This window comes from Citrobacter sp. Cf088 (assembly GCF_030334295.1).
In the GTDB taxonomy this organism is placed as follows: Bacteria; Pseudomonadota; Gammaproteobacteria; order Enterobacterales; family Enterobacteriaceae; genus Citrobacter; species Citrobacter freundii.
The window spans coordinates 1-24,126 of sequence record NZ_JAOWEE010000058.1; the positions used below are offsets into that span (position 1 = coordinate 1).

General features: G+C 50.5%; 21 protein-coding genes and 1 tRNA gene. 16 read left to right on the forward strand and 6 right to left on the reverse strand.

Going from position 1 to position 24,126, the window contains the following annotated elements; translation table 11 throughout:
- The 11 genes from OGV71_RS23340 to OGV71_RS23390 all read left to right on the forward strand — a co-directional run.
- Positions 1–752: formylglycine-generating enzyme family protein (locus OGV71_RS23340; RefSeq protein WP_286534080.1), on the forward strand; the 752-nt coding region annotated here is incomplete at its 5' end.
- A gap of 37 nt (positions 753–789) precedes the next feature.
- A complete protein-coding gene (locus OGV71_RS23345) occupies positions 790–1,668 on the forward strand; it encodes a hypothetical protein (protein WP_115642856.1) in 879 nt (292 codons plus the stop codon).
- A gap of 27 nt (positions 1,669–1,695) precedes the next feature.
- Positions 1,696–1,953 (forward strand): PAAR domain-containing protein, encoded by a 258-nt coding sequence (locus tag OGV71_RS23350; protein WP_071887387.1) that lies wholly within the window; start codon positions 1,696–1,698, stop codon positions 1,951–1,953.
- A 3-nt stretch (positions 1,954–1,956) separates the two neighbouring features.
- Entirely contained in the window at positions 1,957–3,138 is a 1,182-nt protein-coding gene (locus tag OGV71_RS23355; RefSeq protein ID WP_286534082.1) for a KPHS_23130 family T6SS system protein, read from the forward strand.
- 5 nt (positions 3,139–3,143) lie between these two features.
- On the forward strand, positions 3,144–6,548 hold the full coding sequence (locus tag OGV71_RS23360) for an ImcF-related family protein (protein ID WP_502873632.1): 3,405 nt from the start codon (positions 3,144–3,146) through the stop codon (positions 6,546–6,548).
- Positions 6,545–8,143 (forward strand): type VI secretion system protein TssA, encoded by a 1,599-nt coding sequence (tssA, locus tag OGV71_RS23365; RefSeq protein ID WP_286534085.1) that lies wholly within the window; start codon positions 6,545–6,547, stop codon positions 8,141–8,143. The genes OGV71_RS23360 and tssA overlap by 4 nt, the downstream gene beginning before the upstream one ends.
- A gap of 28 nt (positions 8,144–8,171) precedes the next feature.
- Positions 8,172–9,938 carry a type VI secretion system baseplate subunit TssF gene (gene tssF, locus OGV71_RS23370; RefSeq protein WP_048218577.1) on the forward strand — a complete coding sequence of 589 codons (1,767 nt, stop codon included), beginning with the start codon at positions 8,172–8,174 and terminating at the stop codon, positions 9,936–9,938.
- Complete coding sequence (tssG, locus tag OGV71_RS23375; RefSeq protein WP_003027149.1) at positions 9,899–10,987, forward strand: type VI secretion system baseplate subunit TssG; 1,089 nt, start codon at positions 9,899–9,901, stop codon at positions 10,985–10,987. The genes tssF and tssG overlap by 40 nt, the downstream gene beginning before the upstream one ends.
- Complete coding sequence (gene tssJ, locus OGV71_RS23380; RefSeq protein ID WP_003027146.1) at positions 10,962–11,495, forward strand: type VI secretion system lipoprotein TssJ; 534 nt, start codon at positions 10,962–10,964, stop codon at positions 11,493–11,495. The genes tssG and tssJ overlap by 26 nt, the downstream gene beginning before the upstream one ends.
- A complete protein-coding gene (tssE, locus tag OGV71_RS23385; RefSeq protein WP_003027143.1) occupies positions 11,495–11,938 on the forward strand; it encodes a type VI secretion system baseplate subunit TssE in 444 nt (147 codons plus the stop codon). The genes tssJ and tssE overlap by 1 nt, the downstream gene beginning before the upstream one ends.
- 1 nt (position 11,939) lies before the next feature.
- Complete coding sequence (locus tag OGV71_RS23390) at positions 11,940–13,280, forward strand: VasL domain-containing protein (protein WP_286534087.1); 1,341 nt, start codon at positions 11,940–11,942, stop codon at positions 13,278–13,280.
- A gap of 52 nt (positions 13,281–13,332) precedes the next feature.
- Here OGV71_RS23390 and OGV71_RS23395 read toward each other — a convergent pair.
- A tRNA-Phe gene (locus OGV71_RS23395) sits at positions 13,333–13,408 on the reverse strand.
- A 105-nt stretch (positions 13,409–13,513) separates the two neighbouring features.
- The gene (locus OGV71_RS23400; RefSeq protein WP_204583282.1) at positions 13,514–14,221 is read right to left on the reverse strand and encodes a DUF554 domain-containing protein; all 708 of its coding nucleotides are present in this window, start codon (positions 14,219–14,221) and stop codon (positions 13,514–13,516) included.
- Positions 14,222–14,689: 468 nt separating this feature from the next.
- Between OGV71_RS23400 and OGV71_RS23405 the strand changes: the two genes are divergently transcribed.
- On the forward strand, positions 14,690–16,825 hold the full coding sequence (locus OGV71_RS23405) for an ornithine decarboxylase (RefSeq protein WP_204583283.1): 2,136 nt from the start codon (positions 14,690–14,692) through the stop codon (positions 16,823–16,825).
- A gap of 52 nt (positions 16,826–16,877) precedes the next feature.
- Here the strand turns inward: OGV71_RS23405 and OGV71_RS23410 are convergent, their stop codons facing one another.
- The 4 genes from OGV71_RS23410 to mutY form a co-directional block, all read right to left on the reverse strand.
- Positions 16,878–18,134, reverse strand: a complete 1,257-nt coding sequence (locus OGV71_RS23410) for a nucleoside permease (protein WP_003027130.1) — start codon at positions 18,132–18,134, stop codon at positions 16,878–16,880.
- A gap of 211 nt (positions 18,135–18,345) precedes the next feature.
- On the reverse strand, positions 18,346–19,431 hold the full coding sequence (mltC, locus tag OGV71_RS23415; RefSeq protein ID WP_204583284.1) for a membrane-bound lytic murein transglycosylase MltC: 1,086 nt from the start codon (positions 19,429–19,431) through the stop codon (positions 18,346–18,348).
- 86 nt (positions 19,432–19,517) lie between these two features.
- Positions 19,518–19,787 carry an oxidative damage protection protein gene (locus tag OGV71_RS23420; RefSeq protein WP_003027126.1) on the reverse strand — a complete coding sequence of 90 codons (270 nt, stop codon included), beginning with the start codon at positions 19,785–19,787 and terminating at the stop codon, positions 19,518–19,520.
- Between the two features lie 27 nt (positions 19,788–19,814).
- On the reverse strand, positions 19,815–20,867 hold the full coding sequence (gene mutY / locus OGV71_RS23425; protein ID WP_003846351.1) for an A/G-specific adenine glycosylase: 1,053 nt from the start codon (positions 20,865–20,867) through the stop codon (positions 19,815–19,817).
- Positions 20,868–21,027: 160 nt separating this feature from the next.
- Between mutY and trmB the strand changes: the two genes are divergently transcribed.
- From trmB to ansB, 4 genes are all read left to right on the forward strand, one after another.
- Complete coding sequence (trmB, locus tag OGV71_RS23430) at positions 21,028–21,747, forward strand: tRNA (guanosine(46)-N7)-methyltransferase TrmB (protein WP_003027117.1); 720 nt, start codon at positions 21,028–21,030, stop codon at positions 21,745–21,747.
- Entirely contained in the window at positions 21,747–22,073 is a 327-nt protein-coding gene (locus OGV71_RS23435) for a YggL family protein (protein ID WP_003027115.1), read from the forward strand. The genes trmB and OGV71_RS23435 overlap by 1 nt, the downstream gene beginning before the upstream one ends.
- A 49-nt stretch (positions 22,074–22,122) precedes the next feature.
- The gene (locus OGV71_RS23440; protein WP_032950065.1) at positions 22,123–22,842 is read left to right on the forward strand and encodes a YggN family protein; all 720 of its coding nucleotides are present in this window, start codon (positions 22,123–22,125) and stop codon (positions 22,840–22,842) included.
- Positions 22,843–23,030: 188 nt separating this feature from the next.
- A complete protein-coding gene (ansB, locus tag OGV71_RS23445) occupies positions 23,031–24,077 on the forward strand; it encodes an L-asparaginase 2 (protein WP_003027108.1) in 1,047 nt (348 codons plus the stop codon).
- The last annotated feature ends 49 nt before the right edge of the window (positions 24,078–24,126 follow it).

The window sequence follows — 24,126 nt, forward strand, 5'->3', positions numbered from 1 at the left end:
CGGAAAAAGATACCAAACCCGTGCATGAAGTGACGCTGAGCAGCTATTCCATCGGTCGTTTCAAGGTGACCCATGAGGATTACGCCTTTTACCTGAAAATGGCGGGATTACCGGAGTTACGTTACAAAGATCAATTCGATAATAAAACGCTGGCGGCCATGACCCATTTTAAAAACAGTCCGGCGGTGGTGTCATGGACAGAGGCCGAGAATTACTGCCGCTGGCTGAAAAAGGAGACGGGGCTGCCGTTTTCCCTGCCGACGGAAGCGCAGTGGGAGTATGCGGCGCGTGACCGGGGCCAGTATATTCTGGTGGCAACGGATGACGGCGACTGGCGTGAAGATGAGAAAACCGGGCGCGGTGAAAACTACGCCACCAGCGAGGACCGGCAGGCTACGGAAGAGGCCACTGGCGTGGAAAGTTCCTTCGTGCGTTATGCCGTCGATCGCTATCCGCCGACCCCCGGCGGGCTGTACGGCATGGCAGAGAACGGCTACGAGTGGGTGAGCGACTGGTATGACCCGGACTATTACGCGACATCTCCGCGCCAGGATCCGCAGGGTCCGGAGAAGGGCGTCATCCTGGATGACGATAATGGGCAATATATGAAGGTCCGCCGCGGAGGTGACAATCCTTCTCCCGGGTTTGATGTGGGCCTGACCTTTTTTCGCGGCTATGCCATCAAGGATAACTATTTTCCCGATGGCACCACCGTACGCTGTACGGTGAACGCTGCGGAGGCGGTGAAATAAACGTTTACTGTTATTTATTAATTGAGAAGAGAGAATTATGCCTCAAAATATGTCTACATCATCAACGGGGTCTTGTACCCTAATTTCCTTAAAAAAACGATTGTTGGATTTAAATGAATGTCAAGATATTCCATTTACAATACAGGAGGATAGTGATGACCTTATTGTTATTTATAATTATGTCGATGCTAACTGGTCAAATATCTATGATGCCGGAGGTTTAAAAGAAAGTTTTCAGATTCGACTGGTGTTTGATGATGTTGGTAAACAGGTGGGTTATCAGGAGAAATCAACCAGTGCTGAATGGGAAGTTGGGCCAGAAAGAATTGGTTTTAAAAAGGAATTTCAGTTAGGGAGAAGAAAAGAATTCAAATTAGGAGGTGCCTGGGGATTAAAAGAAAATGGCAAGGTAGGAAAGATATACAGTTACGATTTTGAATCATCCAGTGTTACCGCTCCTCTTTTTAATGTCGTAAAAGAATCCGGCTGGCGTGTAAAATCAACTTTTTCTGCTGGAGCGAAGAGATCAGCAAAATGGAAGGTTTTTGTCTGTCTGGCATTTGTCGCTATTCTTACAATATCTATTGTTTCCTTCATATTTTTTATGACGACCGGCGTTAAGGAGGCAGCAAGAGCGGAAATAGATTTGTTACGTGACAATTCCTATATCTTAGCCTATGCACAAACTGCGAGTGAGATGCGCGAGAAAATCACAAGTGAAGATTTTAAGTTGGCAATGAAATCTTATAAATTTGAAAATATAGAGGATTATAGTTTTAATAATATCTCCGTTGAAGGTAACAGAGGTGTACTTTCAGGAAGTGTTAAATTTAACGATGGTAATGTATTCGATATTACTATTGTCATGATCCAGGAAGAGAGTATATGGAAGATGTTATCAGTTGATATCGGATAGTTTTGTTCAAAATAAAGAGGGTAAAATATGCTTGGTGTTATTCGTCTTTCAGATAAAACGACTCATGGCGGTATTGTCCTTGAAGGGAGTTCTGGCGTTATTTTTATGGGATTGCCGGTTTCTTGTATGCTGGATAAAGTTTTCTGCCCAATACATGGCGAAACAATTATAATTGAAGGAGATTTCGGTTCCAGAATTAATGGTAAGCCTATCGCTCTCCATGGCCACCGTTGTGGATGCGGTTGTACATTGATTTCCTCATTACCTATTGCTGGAAGGCTGTAATATATGCCAATCGATCTTAAAAAGATCCCTGAGAAAGCCGAATTACCAGTCCCCCCAGATAAATTTCGTTGGTTAACTACTATACTTCTCTGTGTTTTTTTGGGAGCAATATTAGTATTCTCATTTTGGCGTGAAAATGAACCTACACATACAATCTGGTTTTGGTTTTGCTCTTTTTTTATTCCTTTTTTAATTGGTTTTATGGGTTATATTTTTCAATTGCGACGTTATGAAAATGAACGCGATCGTGTCATTTGGTGGAATCATTTACACCAGCAGCAATACGATGAGCAGGTTGCTTTAGGAAAATTGGCTATGGGGGTGTTGGCAACAGCATATATTACTCCAGTCGCCAGAAATAAACTGGCAGCAGCGCTTTTACAAGGGGGGAGTGAACTTCAACCATTTTTTTACCCTCAATACCAGAGGATGTTAAGTACTGCACTAATCTCCCTACAACTTACCAATATGAGTGAGGACGGTTATCTGCTACGCATGGAACAATTACTGACGGATATTATCCGACAGTTACAACCTGAATTAGAGAAATTTTCTGGAAACCTCCATGTCCGTATTCAACACGATGGCACGCTCAAGAATGAAACGATTAATACCGTTTGGCGTCGGGTCTGTTCATTATCTTTTGATGACCAAAATCTGACTATCTGTACAGAAAGTGACGGTATAATGTGGATTGATAACTGTCTGGATTGTCAGGAGGCGATATTAATTATTTCTATTGAGATTAATTTGTTCCTTGAACCACGAGACCAGCAGGTTGAATCGGTATCTGCTATATTGTTGGCCTCACCTGATTGGTTAACTCACCATCATGTAACACCGCAGTCATGGATACATCGTCCGGTAGTTATGGACGAGGCTGTGGAATCAGTAACAACCGTGACGTTATGGGGAAATATTACGACAGATCTCCCGTGGTTTTTTTGGCGTAGCCAGATACAAAGCGAAACACTGGCGCTGGTACTCCAGTCAATGGAACAATCTGGATATATGTTATCGAAAAAAGGAGATTTCGTGTTGGATGATACATTTGGCAGGCTGAATTCTGTAGTAGGAAATGTCATTTTAATTTGTGCTAATGAACATGCGGCTAAATCAAATATGGCACAATGGCTATTAATTAATGATAAAACCACTCATATGCTTATTGTTCATCCGGTATAACCTTGATGAAGGAGGATGATGTGAAAAATAATAAGCGTGTAAGTACATGGTTTATTGTTATGCTGATAATAATTATAGGGGGATTTTTCATCTGGGTAGAAAACCCATTGATTCATATTCCGACTATGGAGAAAAAACAAAATGCGTCACTGGCAATTGCTGGCGTATGTATCACAATATTACTTTTTGATGATGCAATTGTTCGTTTATGGCAAATAATTATTTCAAAAAGTTACTTTCAGCGTTTTAATCTGTTATCTGGTTTTGGTATTTCAGGAAATAAATCAAAGAAAGATATTAAAAATAGTCGTGCTGAAATTTTAAATCATGTACTCACATATCTTCGTCAGAGTTACGGCCATTGCTGGCGCGCCAAAACCCGTATTCTGCTGGTGATGGGGGATGTCATTCAGGTTGAGCTACTGGTACCAAAACTCACCTCTCTGCGCTGGGTTGAAGGGGATGGCGTGGTGTTAATCTGGGGAGGTACGCTCACTGAACCGCCAGATGTTTCGTTGTTTGATGCGATACGCAAGCTGCATCGGCGCCCGCTGGATGGGATTGTATGGGTAACCCCCACTTTTCAGCACCAGGATTCATTGGTTCAATCGGCACCTGTTGTCTCTTTAACCGCAGAACAAATAGATAATGCTGCCCGCCATCTTCAGGCTGTTTTTACCACGCTTCGCTGGCGAGTGCCGTTATACCTTTGGTCGCTGCATGGCGCACAATCCGTTCTGAATGCCGCGATGGCCCAGTCTGCGACGTGTTTATTCCCTGCTGGATGTACAACGGCGTTATGTCGTTCGCAGCTGGCCGCGCTGGTCATGCAGTTGGCGGAACAGGGTTCGCAGCAGGTTACGCGCAATATCCACAGTAACTTCTTACTGAAAATGGCGAATGCGCTCACGCAAAACGCAGAAGCCATCAGCGACGCGTTAGCCACTTTTTTCAGCCTGCATCGGCCTCTGCCGCTGGCGGCGGTCATCTTGAGTCAGCATGTGGAAAGTACTTCACCGCGCGTGGCGCATGCCTGGGCGCGTGATGAGCGCTGGCGCGCGCTGCTTGATTCGCTCCCTGCGTTACCTGCTGAGCTAAAGGCACAGCGCACAGGCCGTTCAGGGATGCGAGTGCTGGCAGTCGGTACCGCTGGTTTGATGCTGCTATGGGGCGCGGGAATGGTGATATCTTTCCTGGCGAATCGCAATCTGATCGGCGAAAGTCTGGATCAGGCGAGACAGGCAGGTGGTGCGGATGAACCGCTCGCCGAGCGTCTTACGGCGCTGTCCGCGCTTCAGCAAACCCCAGGCATGCTTCGCTGGCGTCAGCTGAATGGGGCGCCGTGGTACTACCGCTTCGGCTTAAGCCAAAATGATGCTCTGTTGGATGCGCTATTGCCACGTTATACGCGTATCGCTATTCCGCTCCTGCGTGATGAAGCCGCGCAACATCTCACTCAGGAATTAACGGCGTTAACCCGACTGGCTCCAGACAGTCCGCAGTTTGTCGCTCGGGCAAAGATCGCCTACAACCAGCTGAAAATGTATCTGATGCTCTCCCGGCCTGAGCAGATGGATGCATCATTTTTTAGTCAGGCGCTGATGCAAGACTGGCCGGAGAGAGCGGGTATTTCGCGCGCATCATGGCAGGGCGTTGGGCCTGGGCTTTGGCAGTTCTGGGGCGAAAACCTTCAGGCGCATCCTGAATGGAAAATAACAGCGGATAAAAATCTTATTAACCAGGTGCGAACGCTGTTAATTCGTCAGATGGGGATCCGCAATGGCGAAGCCGCTCTGTATCAGAAAATCATTGAACAGGTAACGCCGCATTACACCGATCTTCGTCTGGAAGACATGACCGGCGATACCCGGGCAGATCACGTATTTTATACCCGGAATTCGGTTGCTGGGGTGTATACCCGCAAAGCCTGGGAAGAGGAGGTTTTGCCCGCCATAGAGAAAATCGTAAACAACCGCCGGGAAGAAATGGATCAGGTACTGGGAGATGATACGCATTCTGCAAGCGACCCTCTCTCTCCACAGGCCTTAAAGGCGCGTCTTAGCGAGCGTTACTTCACGGATTTTGCCGACAGCTGGCTGGATTTTCTCAACAGTATTCGCTGGCAGCGCACCCAAACGCTGAGTGATGCCATCGATCAGCTCACGTTGATTGCAGATATCCGTCAGTCTCCTCTGGTTGCGCTAATGAATACGCTCGCCGTTCAGGGACGCACAGGGTTAACCGGAGAAGCGCTGTCGGACTCACTGGTGAAGTCGGCAAAGGATCTGTTTAACACCAAAGAAAATCAGACGATTGACCAGCATGCGCGGGAAGAAGGCCCTATGGCGAGTACCTTCTCGCCAATCCTGGCATTGATGGATGAACAATCGGGCGGGCAGGATATCAGCCATCTGAGTTTGCAAACCTACCTGACCCGGGTAACGCAGGTCAGGCTGAAACTCCAGCAGATTACTAACGCTGCCGATCCGCAGGGAATGAGTCAGGCCCTGGCGCAAACGGTGTTTCAGGGCAAAACCGTCGATCTCACCACCACGCGTGACTATGGCAATCTGGTAGCGGCAAGCTTAGGCCAGGCATGGAGTGGATTTGGTCAAAGTATGTTTGTTCAGCCGCTGGAGCAGTCATGGCAGCAGGTGTTGCAACCAACCGCGGCGGGCCTGAATGCGCAATGGAAGGCGCTGATTGTGAATGACTGGAACAGCGCATTCGGCGGACGTTATCCGTTTCGCGATGTCGGTAGCGAGGCTTCTCTGCCGCTGCTGGCGCAATATCTGCGAAGCGATAATGGCCGGATCCCGCATTTTCTCGAAAGTCATTTAAGCGGCGTATTGCATAAACAGGGAAGTCACTGGGTTGCCGACACTGTGAATGCGCAGGGGCTGGAGTTTAATCCGGCGTTCCTTAAGGCGATGGACCAGCTCAGTCAGATTGCGGATGTCGCATTTATTCGTGGACAAGCTGGGATGCGTTTTGAACTGCGCCCTGGAACGGCGCGGGATGTGATGCAAACCGATCTCGTACTGGATGGGCAAAAACTCACCTACGTTAATCAGATGCCAACCTGGAAAAACCTTGTCTGGCCAGCCGATACGTCAGCGTCAGGGGCCACCCTAAGCTGGGTGAGTACGAATACGGGAACCCGAATCTACTCAGATAACCCCGGCACCTGGGGCTGGATAAGACTGCTTGAGAAAGCGGAGATCAGCGATAACGCCGGCGTGAGCAGCGGTTTTAACCTGCGCTGGACTGCGCAGGATGGATTGCCGCTGAACTACACCCTGCGAACGGAGGCCGGTGAAGGCCCGCTCGCGTTACTGAAACTCCGCGATTTCGAACTACCAGAAACCATTTTTGTTGTCAGCCAGTCCCCCTCTGAGGAAGAAGAATGAGCGCTCTGCAACGTCTACTGGCCGCCAGCACGGCTTCGCCAGATGAACAACAGCAGCTGATGGAACAGGCGCAAACGCAAATAGCGTTGTGGCAAAACTGGTTATTGCCCGTTTCCGCAGCCAACCCGGGCGGGGAAGATCCCGGTTATGACGATGATTTTCAGCGCATGCGAGAGGAGGTGAATAAACTTTCTGGCGCACAAACGGATCTCATCGTTGAGCTTGCGGAAAAACTGCTGATCCACACCTGTAAGGATGTCCGTGTTGTCACCTACTACACTTGGGCGCGTTTGCATCAGGATGGCGAGTCTGGCCTGGCGGATGGTCTGATTTTGCTGGCTGGCCTGATGCAGCAGTATGGCAATTCTCTCCATCCCCTAAGAGCCAATAGCCATAAGGCCGCCCTGGAATGGCTGGCCGGCGGGCGGATGCTGGATAGTCTGGCACGTTTCCCCGAAGTTTCACGACCTGACGCGCAGCGGATCGCCGGTGCGCTGATGCTGCTGGAGCAACAGTTTAGTCAGCGAGAGGAGAGTATTCGTCCCGGGCTTGGGGCGCTGTATAGCGCGCTGGAGAATCGTCTGGCACAGTCTGGCGGCGCTCAGGCGCTGGTTCCACAAAATGTCAGTCCGCAAGCCGGTCGGTACAGCGCAGAAACTCCCGTTCTAAAAAGTATTGCCTCTGGTCGTGAGCTGCTGGAGCAGGCACGGGTGCTGGCGAAATACCTGAGCGATCAGCCGGACGGCTGGCTGGCGGCGCATCATTTGATGAAAAGCGTGCGGCTCGATACGGTTAGCCAGCTTCCACCGCCAGATGGCGCAGGGCGTACACGCCTGGTACCACCTAAAAGTGATTACCGCGCTCAGCTCAAGCGTCTGTATTTGCAGCAAAGCTGGACTGAACTGATTGAGCTAACTGACAGCTTATTTGTTGAGGGGGTAAATCATTTCTGGCTGGACGTGCAGTGGTATCTTCATCAGGCGTTAACCAGGGCGGGATCGCCATGGGATAAACATGCCGCCATTATCATCAGCGATCTGAAAATGTTGTTGCATCGGATGCCGGGTCTGGAAACGCTGGCATTTAATGACGGAACGCCCTTTGCCGATGACGTCACGCGTGAATGGATTGCCCGTGACGTGTTGCAGGAAAGCGACTGGCAGGCCGATAAAATCGCGGCGGCTACCGTCGGGAAGGATGACGATATCCTGCTGCTTGAAAGCGAGGCCCTGACGCTGGCGGACAGCGAAGGCGTTGAAGCAGCGCTCGCCTGGCTTCAGGCACGCCCTGGTATTATTTCACGTCGACAGCGTTGGTTACGCCAGCTGTTGATGGCCCGTCTGACGGAACAGTGTGGGCGCAACGATCTCGCGCTGCATTTGCTTGGTGAATTGAATACCACAGCGCACTCTCTCACTCTCAAACAATGGGAGCCTGAACTGCTGTTTGAAGTTAAAGCGCGGCGGCTAAAGCTTCTGCGTTTGAAAGCCAATCGCAGTGAAAGCGACAAAGCGCGTCTGGCGTCAGAGATGGAGTCACTGTTGTCTGGGCTGGTCGCCATTGATCCCGCCAGAGCCGCCGTTTTATGCGGCTAAAGCAAAAACAAAATAAGCGAACTGTAAAATGGAAGATTTAACTCTGCGTTATTATGACGCGGAAATGCGTTATTTAAGGGAAGCGGCAAAAGAGTTTGCGCAGGCGCATCCGGATCGTGCCGCTATGTTGGATCTGGACAAAGCCGGTATCCCCGATCCCTATGTGGAGCGGCTGTTCGAAGGTTTTGCATTTTCTATGGGGCGGTTGCGCGCCAAAATAGACGATCATCTTCCTGAATTTACCGAAGGGTTGATGAGTCTGCTGTGGCCACATTATTTACGTACCATTCCCTCCTTAAGCATTGTCGAGCTTTTACCTGATACTGACGTGCTGAAAATGAGCGAGCGGATTAATGCGGGGTTTGGCGTATTGTCCCAGCCCGTTGGCCCTAAAAAAACGGTATGTCAGTATCGTACTACCCAGCCCGTCACGCTCAGCCCACTGTCTGTTACGGCGGTGAATATCGATGCTGAACCTGACGGACGCTCAGTCATCCGTATGCGAATAAAGTGCAATCCACAGATGGACTGGTCGCAAACCGAACTGACGCGTCTCAGCCTTTACCTGAGCGGTGACGCGCCGGTGACCCACGCACTGCACCTTGCATTGACAAAGCGTCTGGCCTCTCTTTATTTGAGACTCCCCAACAGCGTAGAACGTATTCGACTGGAGGGTTACTTTTCCCCGGGCGGATTTGCCGATGAAGACAGTTTGTGGCCAAAAGGCGATACGGCGTTTGGCGGCTGGCAATTATTGCTTGAGTATTTTACGTTCCGCGAAAAATTTATGTTTGTCCATCTTAACGGTCTGGAAAAAATAACCTTTCCTGCGGGCATCGACTGCTTTGAAATCGAAGCGGTACTGACTCAACAGTGGAATTCTGAGCTTCCCGTGGGTAGCGAAAATATACGTCTGCACTGCGTTCCAGTTATTAATCTCTTCACTCTGGAAGCCGATCCGCTGGTGGTTAATGGACTGGAAAGCGAATATTTGCTGCGTCCGCGCAGATTGCAGGATGGCCACATGGAAATTTATTCGGTGGATGCGGTTTCTGGTTCGCAGCGCGCGCGTAATGCCGTTTATGCCCCATTCACCAGCTTTCGCCACAAGGGAGGCATGATGCGCCGTAATGCCCCCGAACGTTACTACCATACACGCGTCAGGCGCGGCGTCTCAGGATTGTATGACACCTGGCTGATCCTCGGCGGTGACGCCTGGGAGCGGGATCGTCTTGCTGAGTATGAAACCGTCTCATTGAAAGTGACCGGAACAAACGGTCAGCTACCCAGGCGAGCTTTGCAGAGTTCATTGCTTAATCGTTGCGAGCAGATCCTCCAGACGCCGCTTGCCGTGCGTAATCTGTGTAAACCGACGCTACCGGCTTATCCTCCCGCCGAGGATCGTTTTCACTGGCGCGTCTTAAGCCACCTCGGGTCCAGCTTTCTGAATATGATGGCCAGCGCAGAAGTGCTCAAAGGAACATTATCTCTCTATAACTGGCAGGATGATGAGCTGAATTATCGTCGTCTGGATGCGATCATGGATGTTCAGCAGCATGAAATACAACGCTTTGAAAAAGGATTTTTACTTCGTGGAGTAGATATCGAAATAACGCTTGATGAGAACGGATTTACAGGTGAGGGCGACATTCATCTGTTTGGTGAAATGCTTAACCGCTTTTTTGCATTGTATGCGGATATTCATTTGTTTAATCAGCTTACGTTAATTATCCAGCCGGCAGGGAAAAGCTTGCGATGGAAAGAGAATCACAATCAGCGACTGCCTGGTTGCTAAATAGCCTTGGCGATAACCTGCCTCGTACCAATTTTTATCGTTTTTGCCAACTGCTGGAACAGTGGAATCCGCAAGCGCCAGCTCCAGGAAGCCAACAAAGTCCGCGCTTTGATGCTATTCGTTTTCGTCCTCATCCGGGGATGGGGTTCCCGGCGGGGGAGCTAAAAAGTACAGAATATGATCCGCAAAAACCCACACTGCCACCAACGGTCAGTGTCACATTTATGGGGTTGTATGGCGTGGAATCGCCGCTGCCGACAACCTATCAGGATGATATTGCCCAGCGTCAGGAAGGCTCGGACGTTGCCGCTGAGTTTCTGGATATTTTCAACCATCGCTTAATTACGCAGTTTTATCGAATCTGGCGTAAATACAGCTATCCAGCGACTTTTCGCCCTGGCGGTACAGATGAGACTTCACAATATTTACTGGGGCTGACTGGGCTCGGCATTCAGGGATGCGCCACGCAAACGCAAGCCCCGTTATCGCGTTTTTTGGCGCTGTTAGGAGTAATGAGAATGCCAACGCGTACGGCAGAAGGAATATCCGCGCTGGTATCTTTATTATCGCCAACAACAAATATCACCGTGACGCCACATGATAAACGCTTCGTCCTGCTGGATAAGGCGTTAAAAATGAGTGCGCGGCACCCCGTTAGCCTTCATTCTCGTCCGGTGATGGGACATAGCGCTGTAGATATTAACAGTCAGGTGCTCATTACGCTAACCACGGAGGTTCCTGATGGGGTTTGCGACTGGTTACCCGGCGGTCAGCTTTACCATGATTTTCTCGCGCTCCTGCACGTTTATTTAGGTGCCAGAGTGAATGCGAGGCTGCAATTACGTATTCCTCGCTCGGTGCTTCCGGATGCTCAACTTACCAGTAATAAAAGCGAACATGCAGTACAGCTCGGTCGCACGGCTGTTATGCGTCTGAATAACCCGAAAGCTCTGAACCAACTTATCACCATTAAACTTGGGCTTTGGCAGAGCCTTAGCCAACACGATCAGCGGAGGGAAGCCGATGAGGCTGGCGATTATCGCTATTAATTTTGTCGTAATAACCGGCATGACCAGCCTGATCACAGGGTGTGGTCTGACACAAAAAGTATCTGAAGGCACGGTGTCATTAACGAAGTCAATTTTTTATAAGGAAATTAAAACGCTGCATTTGGATCTTTGCGCCAGAGAAGCCGCTAATAAAAATGCGCAGGGCATCGCGCTTTCAACGGTCGTACGTATTTACCAACTCAACGATCGTAAAGCATTTGACTCAGCGAATTATCAGTCTTTATTTGCGCAAGACAGCACGGTGGTAAAAGCGGATTTACTGGCTCAGAAAGATGTTTGGGTTCGTCCTGGTGAAAGCGTAACTATCGATATTCCACTCGAAAAGGAAACGCAGTATGTTGCCGTGGCGGGAATGTTTATTTCTCCCGAACAGTCTGAAGATTCATGGCGCGTGGTAATACGTCGAGAAGATCTCGATTCTGATAAAGCGCGAGTGATTGAATTAAATTCTCAGGCTCTGGTTCTCCTGAAGCCGGAGGACGAGTAATGATTAAACGACCTTCTCTTTATGACATCTTGTTGGGTAATTTCTCCGGTGGTTTGCCTTTGCATGCAGTTGGTGAAAACACGCAGGTCATCTTATCCGTTTTGGATAATATGCAGCGCATTTTGAATACGCGCGCCGGTAGCCTTAAACATTTACCCGACTACGGTCTGCCGGATATGACCAAAATCCTCCAGGGTATGCCGGGAACGGCACATCAACTTATCAGTACGCTTTCTCAGGTTTTGTTGAAGTATGAACCGCGACTGAAAAGTATTCAGGTCACAATGCAGGAGCAGGAAACGCCAGGGCATTTACGCTACTCCATCGATGCCGAACTTCAGGACCTTGGCGTTGTTCGTTATGGCACTGATTTTACCCCCGAGGGACGGGTGCTCATCCGCCACCTGAAAAAACAGGGTTGGCTTGAGACAGGAGCGTACTGATATGGAGACGAATCGCATCAGCACCGGTGGCGACCCGCGTGCTTTCACGGAGTTCGGGCAACTACGCGATGAAATCAGCAAGCTGACTCATCCCGCGCGCCCGGACGTTGACTGGCAAAAGGTTGAACAGTTAAGCCTGACTTTGTTTCGCCATAACGGCGTCGAATTGCAAACCCTGGCCTGGTATACCGTCAGTAGAATGCGTAATGCCGGGCTGCTGGGACTTGCCGAAGGTGCCGAGCTTCTGGAGGCGTTACTGACGCATCACTGGAGTGCCATATGGCCGCAGCAAACCCATGCTCGCGTTGAAATTCTGACATGGCTGTCAGCCCGTTTACAGCAAGAATTGCGTACGCTAACGCTGTCATATGCTGATTTATCAGTGGTTTATCGGATTGAACAGCGTTTAAAACATGCCTGCGAAGTGCTGCAACGGCTTGAACTGAAAGCGCTGAGTAAACTGGAGGTTGTCGTTACCTGGATGCATAATGCCGCTTTACGCCTTGAGAAGTCAGAGGCGGATTCGGGCTCAGCCGTTGTGATGATACCGGCTTCTGGCTCAGCCAATAACGCTGAGATCGCTTTGCCCCAGCTGATCTTTGTGGTGAATGAACCCGCGTCGTCCGGGCAATCAAGCACAGCGGTATTTGCTACTCAAACCGATCACGGAACCCGACGGATGTGGTTAGGGTTTGCCATCGGTGTCATGGTGACTGCGGTAGTGAGTACAGGCGCTTTTCTCGGTATTACGCATATGCGAGCTGATGAATATGAAATGATCAGGCCATTGCCCCAGGTGTTGACGCCTGAACAATTATCCACGTTGAAGCAATCCTCAGATTTGGGGGAGCGGAAACAGGAATTTTTCGTCGCTGCGCAAGGGCAATTGGATGTTATATCCCGCCTGTCACCTCTGTGGTCGAGGGAGTATGCCGCATCATTAGCGCAGCAGCTAGCCACCCTGTGGCCGGAAGAATCGCTGACTACGGAATTCACAAACGGATTACAAAAACAGTTAACCACGGAAGCGTTGCCGGAAAGCGCACTGCAAAACTGGCATCATGCCCAGCAGGGGCTGGAGGCATTAACTGCCCAGCTAAATTCGCTTGATGAACACAAAGGTAAATATCTGACGGGTTCGGAGCTGAAATCAGCCATTTTCACTATCCGTCGTCAGCTTGACCAAACGCCGCCGACAGAAGAGTTATTACGTCAAATAGATGAAGAATTCAAAATGCAGGGGAGGGTATCACCCGCTTTGTATCAGCAACTCGATATGCGGATTAATCAGCTTCTTAATCGTTATGCGCTGTTGAAACAAAGTTCGGTGAAGAGAGAATAGTGACTATTCACCAAAAGCAAAAAACCCGCCATAGGCGGGTTCTTCTAAATAGTGGTGCCCGGACTCGGAATCGAACCAAGGACACGGGGATTTTCAATCCCCTGCTCTACCGACTGAGCTATCCGGGCAACGAGGCGCATTAAACCCGATTCACTTCGTTTCGTCAACGAAATTTCTTCAAATCAATGCAGACTGCACAATCTATCACCACATTGTTGCTATTGCACGCATTCTCAGGCAAAAAAAGCCGTCCACGCTGCGGAAAGCGGCATTGCCAGTAGAAGGGCAGGAAGCATATTCACCACCGCAAACATTTTGATGCCGCAAATCCGCAAACCGGTTGCAAGTAGCAACAGTCCGCCTACAGCGCTGAAATCGGCCATCATAGCAGGGGTTGTCAGCGGTAAAATCAGAGCTGCACAGGTGGCAAGCGTCAACTGAATTGCCAGCATCGGTATGAAAATGGCAGACACGGCGATCCCTAGCGAGCAGGCGAAGATAATAGCGGTGAAGAAATCGAGAAATGACTTGGCGATTAAAATATTAGGATCGCCGGTCATCCCTTCATGGATCGCCCCGAATATCCCGGTCCCGCTGGCGCAAAACAGCACGATGATCGCCACATAGCTTTGGATAAAGGATTCGTGTGTTGCATTGACATCCGATTTGGTGAAAAGCTGTTGCGCTTTGGCAACCGCGGCATTGATTCCTTTTTCCAGATGGCAGAATTCGCCAATTAATGCACCGATCAGTGTCGCCAGAACCATCACCGGCAAGTTAACGCATTTGATAACCAACAAGATACCAATTCCCAACGAGCACAACCCGAATATTGAGGTCATTGAGATCCGAATACGTTCGGATAAGTGCTGACTGAGCAGCGCGCCGAGAACACCGCCTAATAAAATGGCGCTGGCATTAATAAAGGGTCCGATTACCACGTTTGCTCCTGCATACCCATTATCGTCTTGATGTTAAAGGCAACTGTTTGGGTGAAATTATGTTTCAGATTGCATTATTATGCCGCTATTGTCAGACGAAATGCTTGTTTATCTGTGAGGTTCAAGCACAGGATTTTATCTTGCGCCAGTAGGTGAAAGGTGCCATGATTGCGCGAATTTTCTCCTGTCTGAATGGGGCTGCCTGGGATGATATTACTCCCCCTACATCGCCTTCAACATCGCCTTTTTGCGCGACGTTCGCCCCTTCCTGCGACTTATCTTCATGCTCTCACCATGCGGTGAGGGCAGCGTACGCTCACTGCAGGATAACAGTAAGATCAGAGGCTATCTGCTTTTACTGATGTCTGGCGGTCGGGGCTGGTAACCAGTTTGACCCGTCATTTCGTGGGCAAAGCAATGCGGCTTTGCCCGGGACTTTTGATTTTCCCGAAACGGGTTATTGCGCTTATGAAATCAATGAAAATTGCCGCCAGTTGTGAACTGGCTTCTCGTCTTTCCAGCCATCGCCAGGTGGTTGCGCTGGACAGCACCGATTTTACTGACGTCGCGGCAGTCGTCATTACCGTTGCGGACAGCCGCAGTGGGATTCTGGCTTTGCTGAAACGCACTGGTTTTCATATACCGGTGTTTTTGTTCGCAGAGTCTGATGCCGATGTACCTGCGGGCGTTAACGCGGTGATTTGCGGTCAGGCTCAGGACTGGCTGGAGCTGGAGTCTGCTGCCTGTCAGTATGAGGAAGAGTTGCTGCCGCCGTTCTATGACACGCTTACCCAGTATGTCGAAATGGGGAACAGCACGTTTGCCTGCCCGGGACACCAGCACGGTGAGTTTTTTAAGAAGCATCCGGCGGGCAGACATTTCTATGAGTTCTTTGGCGAGAACCTGTTCCGCGCGGATATGTGCAACGCTGACGTTAAGCTGGGCGATCTGCTGATTCATGAGGGATCAGCGAAACATGCGCAGAAATTTGCTGCGAAAGTTTTCCACGCGGATAAAACCTACTTTGTGCTGAACGGGACCTCTGCGGCGAATAAAGTGGTGACCAATGCGCTGCTGACGCGCGGCGATCTGGTGCTGTTTGACCGCAACAACCATAAGTCGAACCACCACGGTGCGCTGATCCAGGCGGGCGCGACGCCGATTTATCTGGAAGCGGCGCGTAATCCGTTTGGCTTTATTGGCGGCATTGACGAGCACTGCTTCGATGAGGCGTATCTTCGCCAGCAACTGCGTGACGTTGCGCCGCACAAGGCTGACCAGCCGCGTCCGTTCCGTCTTGCAATCATTCAGCTTGGTACCTATGACGGTACGATCTACAACGCCCGGCAGGTGATCGACAAGATCGGTCACCTGTGCGATTACATCCTGTTTGATTCTGCCTGGGTTGGCTACGAGCAATTTATTCCGATGATGGCCGATGGGTCACCGCTGCTACTGGAGCTCAATGCTGACGATCCGGGGATCTTTGTCACCCAGTCGGTACACAAACAGCAGGCCGGATTCTCGCAAACCTCGCAGATCCACAAAAAGGATAACCATATTCGCGGTCAGGCGCGGTTCTGTCCGCATAAGCGTCTGAACAATGCATTTATGCTGCATGCTTCCACTAGTCCGTTTTACCCGCTGTTTGCGGCGCTGGATGTTAACGCCAAAATCCATGAAGGCGAGAGCGGGCGTCGGCTATGGGCGGAGTGTGTAGCGCTGGGCATTGACGCCCGTAAAGCGATTCTTACCCACTGTAAGATGATTCAGCCGTTTATTCCTCCGGTAGTTGATGGTAAGCCGTGGGAAAGCTTTCCGACGCCGGTGATTGCCAGCGAACGCCGCTTCTTTAGCTTTGAACCGGGTGCTAAATGGCATGGTTTTTCCGGCTACGCGCGCGACCAGTACTTCGTTGATCCCTGCAAGCTGTTGTTAACTACTCCGGGCATTGATGCGCAAACCGGGCAATATACTGAGTTTGGTATTCCGGCGACGATTCTGGCGCATTACCTGCGTGAAAACGGCATTGTTCCGGAGAAATGCGACCTTAACTCGATTCTGTTCCTGCTGACCCCGGCAGAAAGCACCGAGAAACTGGCGCAACTGGTGGCGATGCTGGCGCAGTTTGAGCAGCATATTGAGGACGATACGCCGCTGGCAGATGTGCTGCCCACCATCTTCAACAAGTATCCGGTACGCTATCGGGATTACACGCTGCGTGAACTGTGTCAGGAGATGCACGATTTATACGTCAGCTTTGATGTGAAGGATCTGCAAAAAGCGATGTTCCGACAGGAGAGTTTGCCTGCCGTGGCGATGAACCCGCAGGATGCCAACAGCGCCTTTATCCGTGGTGATGTCGAACTGGTGCGTATTTGTGATGCCGCAGGTCGCGTTGCGGCAGAAGGTGCGCTGCCTTATCCTCCAGGCGTTCTGTGCGTGGTTCCGGGCGAAATCTGGGGCGGGGCGGTGCAACGTTATTTCCTGGCGCTGGAAGAGGGTGTTAACCTGCTGCCGGGCTTCTCGCCGGAGCTGCAAGGTGTTTACAGTGAAACGGATGCAGACGGTATTAAGCGTCTGTATGGATATGTTGTGAAGTAAGCGCAAAAAAAACGGGTTACCTTTTGGCAACCCGCTTTTCTCTGCGTAAACGTTAGTGCGCGATAGTTTGGGTGCCTGCCGGAACGCGTACGTGTTTATATTTAAACAGCGCCACGAAGGCAAAAGCCAGAACCAGCGAGTAACCTGCGAAGATCAGCCACACGGTCTGCCAGTCGGTAATACCGTTCAGCGTATAGTGTTCAACTACTTTACCGCTCACCAGTCCGCCCAGAATACAACCGAAGCCGTTGGTCATCATCAGGAACATACCCTGTGCGCTGGCGCGGATTTCAGGGCGAACTTCTTTCTCCACGAATACCGAGCCAGAGATGTTGAAGAAGTCGAAGGCGCAGCCGTAAACAATCATCGACAGAACCAGCAGCACGGTACCGAACGGTGTCGGATCGCCGTAGGCAAACAGGCCGAAACGCAGCATCCACGCCACAATACTGATAAGCATTACATTCTTAATACCGTAACGGCTCAAGAAGAACGGGATGGTCAGGATAAACAGCGTCTCGGAAATCTGCGAGATCGACATCATCACCGAGGCGTGTTCAACGATGAAACTACCGGAGAACAGCGGGTTGTTATCGAAGCTGTGCAGGAAGGTATTACCGAACATATTGGTAATCTGCAGCTCCGCGCCCAGCATCATGGAGAAGATGAAGAAAATCGCCATGCGCTTGTTTTTAAACAGCGCGAAAGCATCCAGGCCCAGCATGGACGACCAGCTCTGGTTTTTCTGCTGGTTAGCCACCGGAATATGCGGCAGCGTCAGCGTGAACAGCGCCAAAACAACGGACAGCGTTGCACCGATATACAGCTGCATATGACTCAGCTCGAAGCCGGAGAAGCTCACGCCCCACATCGCCATGATAAAGCCGATAGTGCCCCAGATACGGATTGGCGGGAAGTCCGTTACGATATCCATCCCGGCTGACTGCAGGCGATAGTAAGAAATGGTGTTGATTAACCCCAGCGTTGGCATATAGGCCAAAGAGTTAAGCAAGATCACAAAGAACATAGCGCCTGGGGTGGTGACTTCGGCTGCGGCGAACAGCGTTGCTGCACCGACCAGGTGACAAATGGCGTACACCCATTTCGCACTGATCCATTTGTCGGCCACGATCCCTAACAGCGTAGGCATAAACACGGCGGCGATCCCCAGCGAGCTATACACTGCGCCAATGGATGCACCATCGAATTTTAGGGTGACAAACATATAGGAGCCGAGGGTAGTGAGCCAACTACCCCATAAGCAGAACTGCAGAAACGAGAGCACTTTCAGCTGCAGCTTAAGATTCATGTTAATTTCCTCACACCGTAATGCGGATGAATGTTTTAAAAGGCACATTTGCCGGGGCTTGATGATGTGATTCTATCAACGAGGGACCCTCTTTTTTTGTTACCTGTGACAAATATTTGCAAACAATTTCTGATTGCAAAGCAAAAGAGTGATGGAGTTAACACTTTGCCCTCTTCCGGACCCCGTTTACCGGGGCAGAAGAGGGGATATATTAGCGGCGTCGATATGATTTTTGTGCGGAATTGACCTTGTAAAGGTATCGGCGTGATTCAGCAGACGGATGTCGGGTAGTCAGCGTTTGATAAACGTCCCCCGGGGTCATGCTGTTGATAATATTCGCGGCCTGGATTTTATCGTTCGAGAAAACGCGCAGCACGCTGCCCGCACCGCCGTTATATGCCGTGATCACCGCGTAGCGACGGGATGTTGGATTATCAATGCCGCCTAAATAGACATTGTTGAGCATAGCCAGATAGGCGGTACCGGTATCAATGTTGCTGGCCGGGTCAAACAGGAAGCTACGGCTCGGTGTGCCGGAGCGCCCTTGCGAGCGAAACACATCTTTCCCGGCGCTGTGCTGTACCACCTGCATCAGTCCCAGCGCATCGGCATGGCTGACCGCATATGGGTTAAATGAGGATTCGGTTTGCATGATGGCCAAAATCAGCGACTCATCGACGCCATACTTACGCGAAGCCTGACGCACCATGCCGACGTATTTATGCGCGCGCTTATCAAGGTGGTTCGGTACCAGGTTGATCGTCACGCTATAGATGATGCGAATACCATTGCTGCGGCTTTTCAGGCGTGTTTTCAGCAGATAGTCAGCGAAATTGGTGGCACGCCCCTCCCAACGAATGGGATTGCCGGTATTATCGACCACCTGCCCGTACAGGAACGGCTCTTTGGAAATCTTAATGTCGTCGACATCGGAATAGAGGTCGATAGAACCTGGATCATCCCCCATCAGCAATGTCTTGATAATCGCCCGACGCAGGTGTCCGGCGGGATCTGTCCCGGCAATGGTCTCGACGGTTATCGTACCGTCATCAAAGTTGATATGGCTGCGGGTTTGATACTGATCGGTATACTTTACGTAGTCCTTTGGACCCGCAATCAGCACTTCCTTAAATCCCCACAAATTCTCAATGTTATGGGCAAATTGCCCCATCAGAATATCAAAACCGTTGGTATCCTTGACCCAGGCTTCGTTATAGGAATCGCCTTTTTTGGTCGAACTGGAACAGGAGATGAGCAACGGCGCAATAACGGCAAGCGCGAGAAATTTTTTCATCATTCCGGGAGTGCGTGTTGTGTTTGTTATTTGCAAGGACCAGATTAAATCGTAGGCCGGATAAGCGTAGCGCCATCCGGCAACGGTTCTTAAGACTCTGGTGTATAGCCTTCAATATGCACGTCTTTGCCTTCAAACAGGAAGTTGATCATCTCCTGCTCAAGCAGTTTACGATGCTCAACGTTCATCATATTGAGCTTCTTCTCGTTAATCAGCATGGTTTGCTTATGCTGCCATTGCGCCCATGCTTCTTTAGAAATCTCGTTGTAGATGCGTTTCCCCAGATCGCCCGGGTACAGCTGAAAATCCTGGCCTTCTGCTTCGCGTTGCAGGAAAGTGCAAAAAATCGTTCTGCTCATAAAAAATCCTCTCTATCGACCGGTACGTTAAACGTGTGTACCGGCACGTAATTGCTGTAACAAACGCTCCACGGGAGCCGCCAGTCCGACCGACGGCGGTTGCGCTAAGTTATACCAGAGCGCGTTGCCTTCATCCATGCATGAGCCGAATGAAGACACAGGAAGCCACATAGGCACAATGTCTAAGTGGAAATGGCTAAAGGTATGGCGAAACGCATTAAGTTGGGTCAGATTATCTGCGTTAATTTGCCGTTGCGCCAGCCAGTTGCGCAGTCCATCTTCGTCGTCAAACTGTGGAAAACAGTATAAACCACCCCATAAGCCGCTGGGCGGTCGCTGTGCGAGCAGCACTTCGTCATCATGCTGCATCAGTAAAAAATAGCCCGTTCGTTCCGGCAGCGTTTGCTTGGGTTTTTTACCCGGGTACAACGCCCAGCTTGCATTGGCGCTGGCCACACAGCCATTTTCCAACGGACACAGCGAACATTTAGGTTTTGAGCGCGTACAGACCATGGCGCCTAAATCCATCATCGCCTGATTAAAACGTTCAACGCCATGGGCGGGCGTCACCTGCTCGCTCAACTCCCACAGCTTCTTTTCGACCTCTTTTTTACCCGGCCAGCCGTTTACAGCATAACAGCGAGCCAGCACGCGTTTGACGTTACCGTCGAGAATCGGAAAATGCTGACCCAGAGAGAGGGAAAGGATCGCGCCTGCGGTTGAGCGACCGACGCCAGGTAGGGCGGCCACCTCATCAAAAGTTTGCGGAAATATACCGCTATGCAGCGTGACAACCTGCTGCGCGGCTTTATGCAGATTACGCGCTCGGGCGTAATAACCCAGCCCGGTCCACAAATGCAGAACCTCATCCAGCGGCGCATGGGCTAAATCCGTTACCGTTGGGAAGCGCGCCATAAAGCGCTCAAAATAAGGGATAACGGTCGCAACCTGAGTTTGTTGCAGCATTACCTCAGAGAGCCATACTTTGTAAGGCGTCTTATCAATTTGCCAGGGCAGCGTTTTCCGCCCGTATTTGTCGTACCAGCTCAAAACCTGAGCCGAGAATTGAGACGCTTGCATGATTACCGTTTCATTATTGCCGGGGGCAAGATTGCAGCACAGCGGCAACGGGGTGTAAACCGGAACTTTCCGCTGCTCACTTTCTTCCTTTACTTGCATCCGGCAACTAACTTTGGATAATGCCCGTTTTCAGAACTCAAACACAGCAGACTAAACTTTTATGAAGAACGACGTCATTTCACCGGAATTTGATGAAAACGGCCGCCCTCTGCGCCGGATTCGTAGTTTTGTTCGTCGCCAGGGGCGACTGACGAAAGGGCAGGAGCACGCGCTGGAAAACTACTGGCCGGTGATGGGCGTTGAGTTCAGCGAAGAGCCTGTAAATTTCGCAGAACTGTTTGGCCGTGATGCGCCAGTCACGCTGGAAATCGGTTTTGGTATGGGAGCGTCGCTGGTCGCAATGGCGAAAGCGCGTCCGGAACAGAATTTCCTTGGCATTGAGGTTCACTCGCCGGGCGTTGGTGCGTGTCTGGCTTCAGCCCATGAAGAGGGTGTCGAGAACCTGCGCGTCATGTGCCATGATGCCGTTGAAGTCCTGCATAAAATGATTCCTGACAATTCTTTATCTATGGTTCAGCTGTTTTTCCCTGACCCGTGGCATAAAGCACGTCATAATAAACGCCGTATCGTTCAGGTACCGTTTGCTGAGCATATCTTAAGTAAGCTGAAGCTAGGCGGCGTATTCCACATGGCAACCGACTGGGAAGCTTATGCGGAACATATGCTGGAAGTGATGTCCTCCATTGACGGGTATAAAAACCAGTCCGAGAGTAACGATTATGTACCGCGCCCACAATCGCGCCCGGTAACCAAATTTGAACAACGTGGTCATCGTCTTGGCCACGGCGTATGGGACTTAATGTTCGAGAGGGTGAAATAATGGCAAAGAACCGTAGCCGTCGTCTGCGTAAAAAGATGCACATCGAAGAATTCCAGGAAGTAGGATTTTCGGTTGCATGGCGTTTCCCGGAAGGTACATCTGGAGAGCAGGTCGATCAAATCGTTGATGACTTTATCAATGAAGTTATCGAACCGAACAAGCTGGCTTTTGACGGCAGCGGCTATCTGGCCTGGGAAGGTCTGATCTGTCTGCAGGAAATCGGCAAATGCACCGAAGAACACCAGGCAATCGTGCGTAAGTGGCTGGAAGAGCACAAACTAGAAGAAGTGCGTACCAGCGAACTTTTCGATATTTGGTGGGACTAAGTAGCACAGGGTCGGCAAATGCCGGCCCGATTTGTCTTGAGGGAAAGATATGATGCGCAAAACGCTGCTGGCGGCAGTCCTAACGTTCACGGCGATGGCCGCACATGCAGATTACCAGTGCAGCGTCACCCCGCGTGACGATGTGATTTTGAGCCCACAAACGGTGCAGGTGAAGGGCGAGAACGGCGACCTGATTATTACCCAGACCGGCGATGTCACCTTCAACGGTAAACAGTACAGCCTGAACGCCGCACAGCGTGAGCAGGCCAAAGATTATCAGGCGGCGTTGCGTAGCAGCCTGCCGTGGATTGACGAAGGTGCCAGAGCGCGCGTAGAGAAAGGTCGCGTGGCGCTGGATAAAATCATCGCCAAAGAGGTCGGTGAAAGCAGCAACATGCGTGGCCGCTTAACCAAGCTGGATGCGCAATTGAAAGAGCAGATGAACCGTATCATCGAGCATCGAACTGATGGTCTGACCTTCCATTATAAGGCGATTGATCAAGTCCGCGCGGACGGACAACAGCTGGTTAATCAGGCGATGGGCGGTATTTTGCAGGACAGCATCAACGAAATGGGTGCCAAAGCCGTACTCAAAGGTGGTGGTAATCCGTTGCAGGGCGTGCTCGGTAGCCTTGGTGGCTTGCAAACCTCAATTCAAAACGAATGGAAGAATCAGGAACAAGACTTCCAACAGTTTGGCAAAGATGTTTGTGCCCGCGTCGTGACGCTGGAAAACGATCGTAAAACGCTGGTTAGCACTCTGAAATAATCTTCACCTCTTTTTAACGGCGCAGAAACATTCTGCGCCGTTTTATTTTGTACTTTTCTGTTTTTTTGATATCCATCTCTAAGAATGGCAATTTGATGGAGATATAAATCTGGTTAATTGGAACTCGTCACATTATTCATCTGTAGGATAGACATAATGCTGCAAATTCAAGTAACTGGAGAAATAACATGGAGTTTTTCAAGAAAACGGCGCTTGCCGCACTGGTTATGGGTTTCAGCGGCGCGGCGCTTGCACTGCCAAACATCACCATTTTAGCGACCGGCGGGACGATTGCCGGCGGTGGTGATTCCGCGACAAAATCTAACTACACGGCAGGCAAGGTTGGCGTAGAAAATCTGGTTGAGGCCGTACCTCAGTTGAAAGATATCGCTGTCGTTAAAGGCGAGCAGGTGGTGAACATCGGCTCCCAGGATATGAATGACGAAGTCTGGTTAACGCTGGCCAAAAAGATTAATACCGAGTGTGATAAAACCGACGGCTTCGTGGTGACACATGGTACGGATACCATGGAAGAAACCGCCTATTTCCTCGACCTGACCGTCAAGTGCAACAAGCCGGTCGTGCTGGTCGGCGCCATGCGTCCATCTACGGGTATGAGCGCTGATGGCCCGTTCAACCTGTATAACGCAGTGGTAACTGCCGCAGACAAAGCCTCTGCCAACCGCGGAGTGCTGGTGGTGATGAACGACACCGTTATGGATGGTCGCGACGTGACTAAAACCAACACTACCGACGTTGCTACCTTCAAATCCGTTAACTACGGCCCGTTGGGTTACATTCATAACGGTAAAATCGACTACCAGCGTACGCCTGCGCGTAAGCACACCACGTCTACTCCGTTCGATGTTTCTAAGCTGACCGAGCTGCCGAAAGTTGGGATTGTTTACAACTATGCTAACGCCTCCGATCTGCCGGCAAAAGCGCTGGTAGATGCGGGTTACGCAGGGATCGTTAGTGCGGGTGTAGGTAACGGTAACTTGTATAAAACCATTTTCGATACGCTGGCAACCGCCGCGCATAAAGGTACCGTTGTGGTGCGTTCATCTCGTGTACCAACGGGTGCCACCACGCAGGATGCAGAAGTTGATGATGCAAAATACGGATTTGTGGCTTCAGGTTCCCTGAACCCGCAAAAAGCACGTGTTCTGCTGCAGCTTGCGCTGACTCAAACCAAGGATCCTAAGCAGATCCAGGAAATGTTTAATCAGTATTAATGGCTGAAGGTGGCTGCGCTCATCGACCTAACCCTGTAGGCCTGATAAG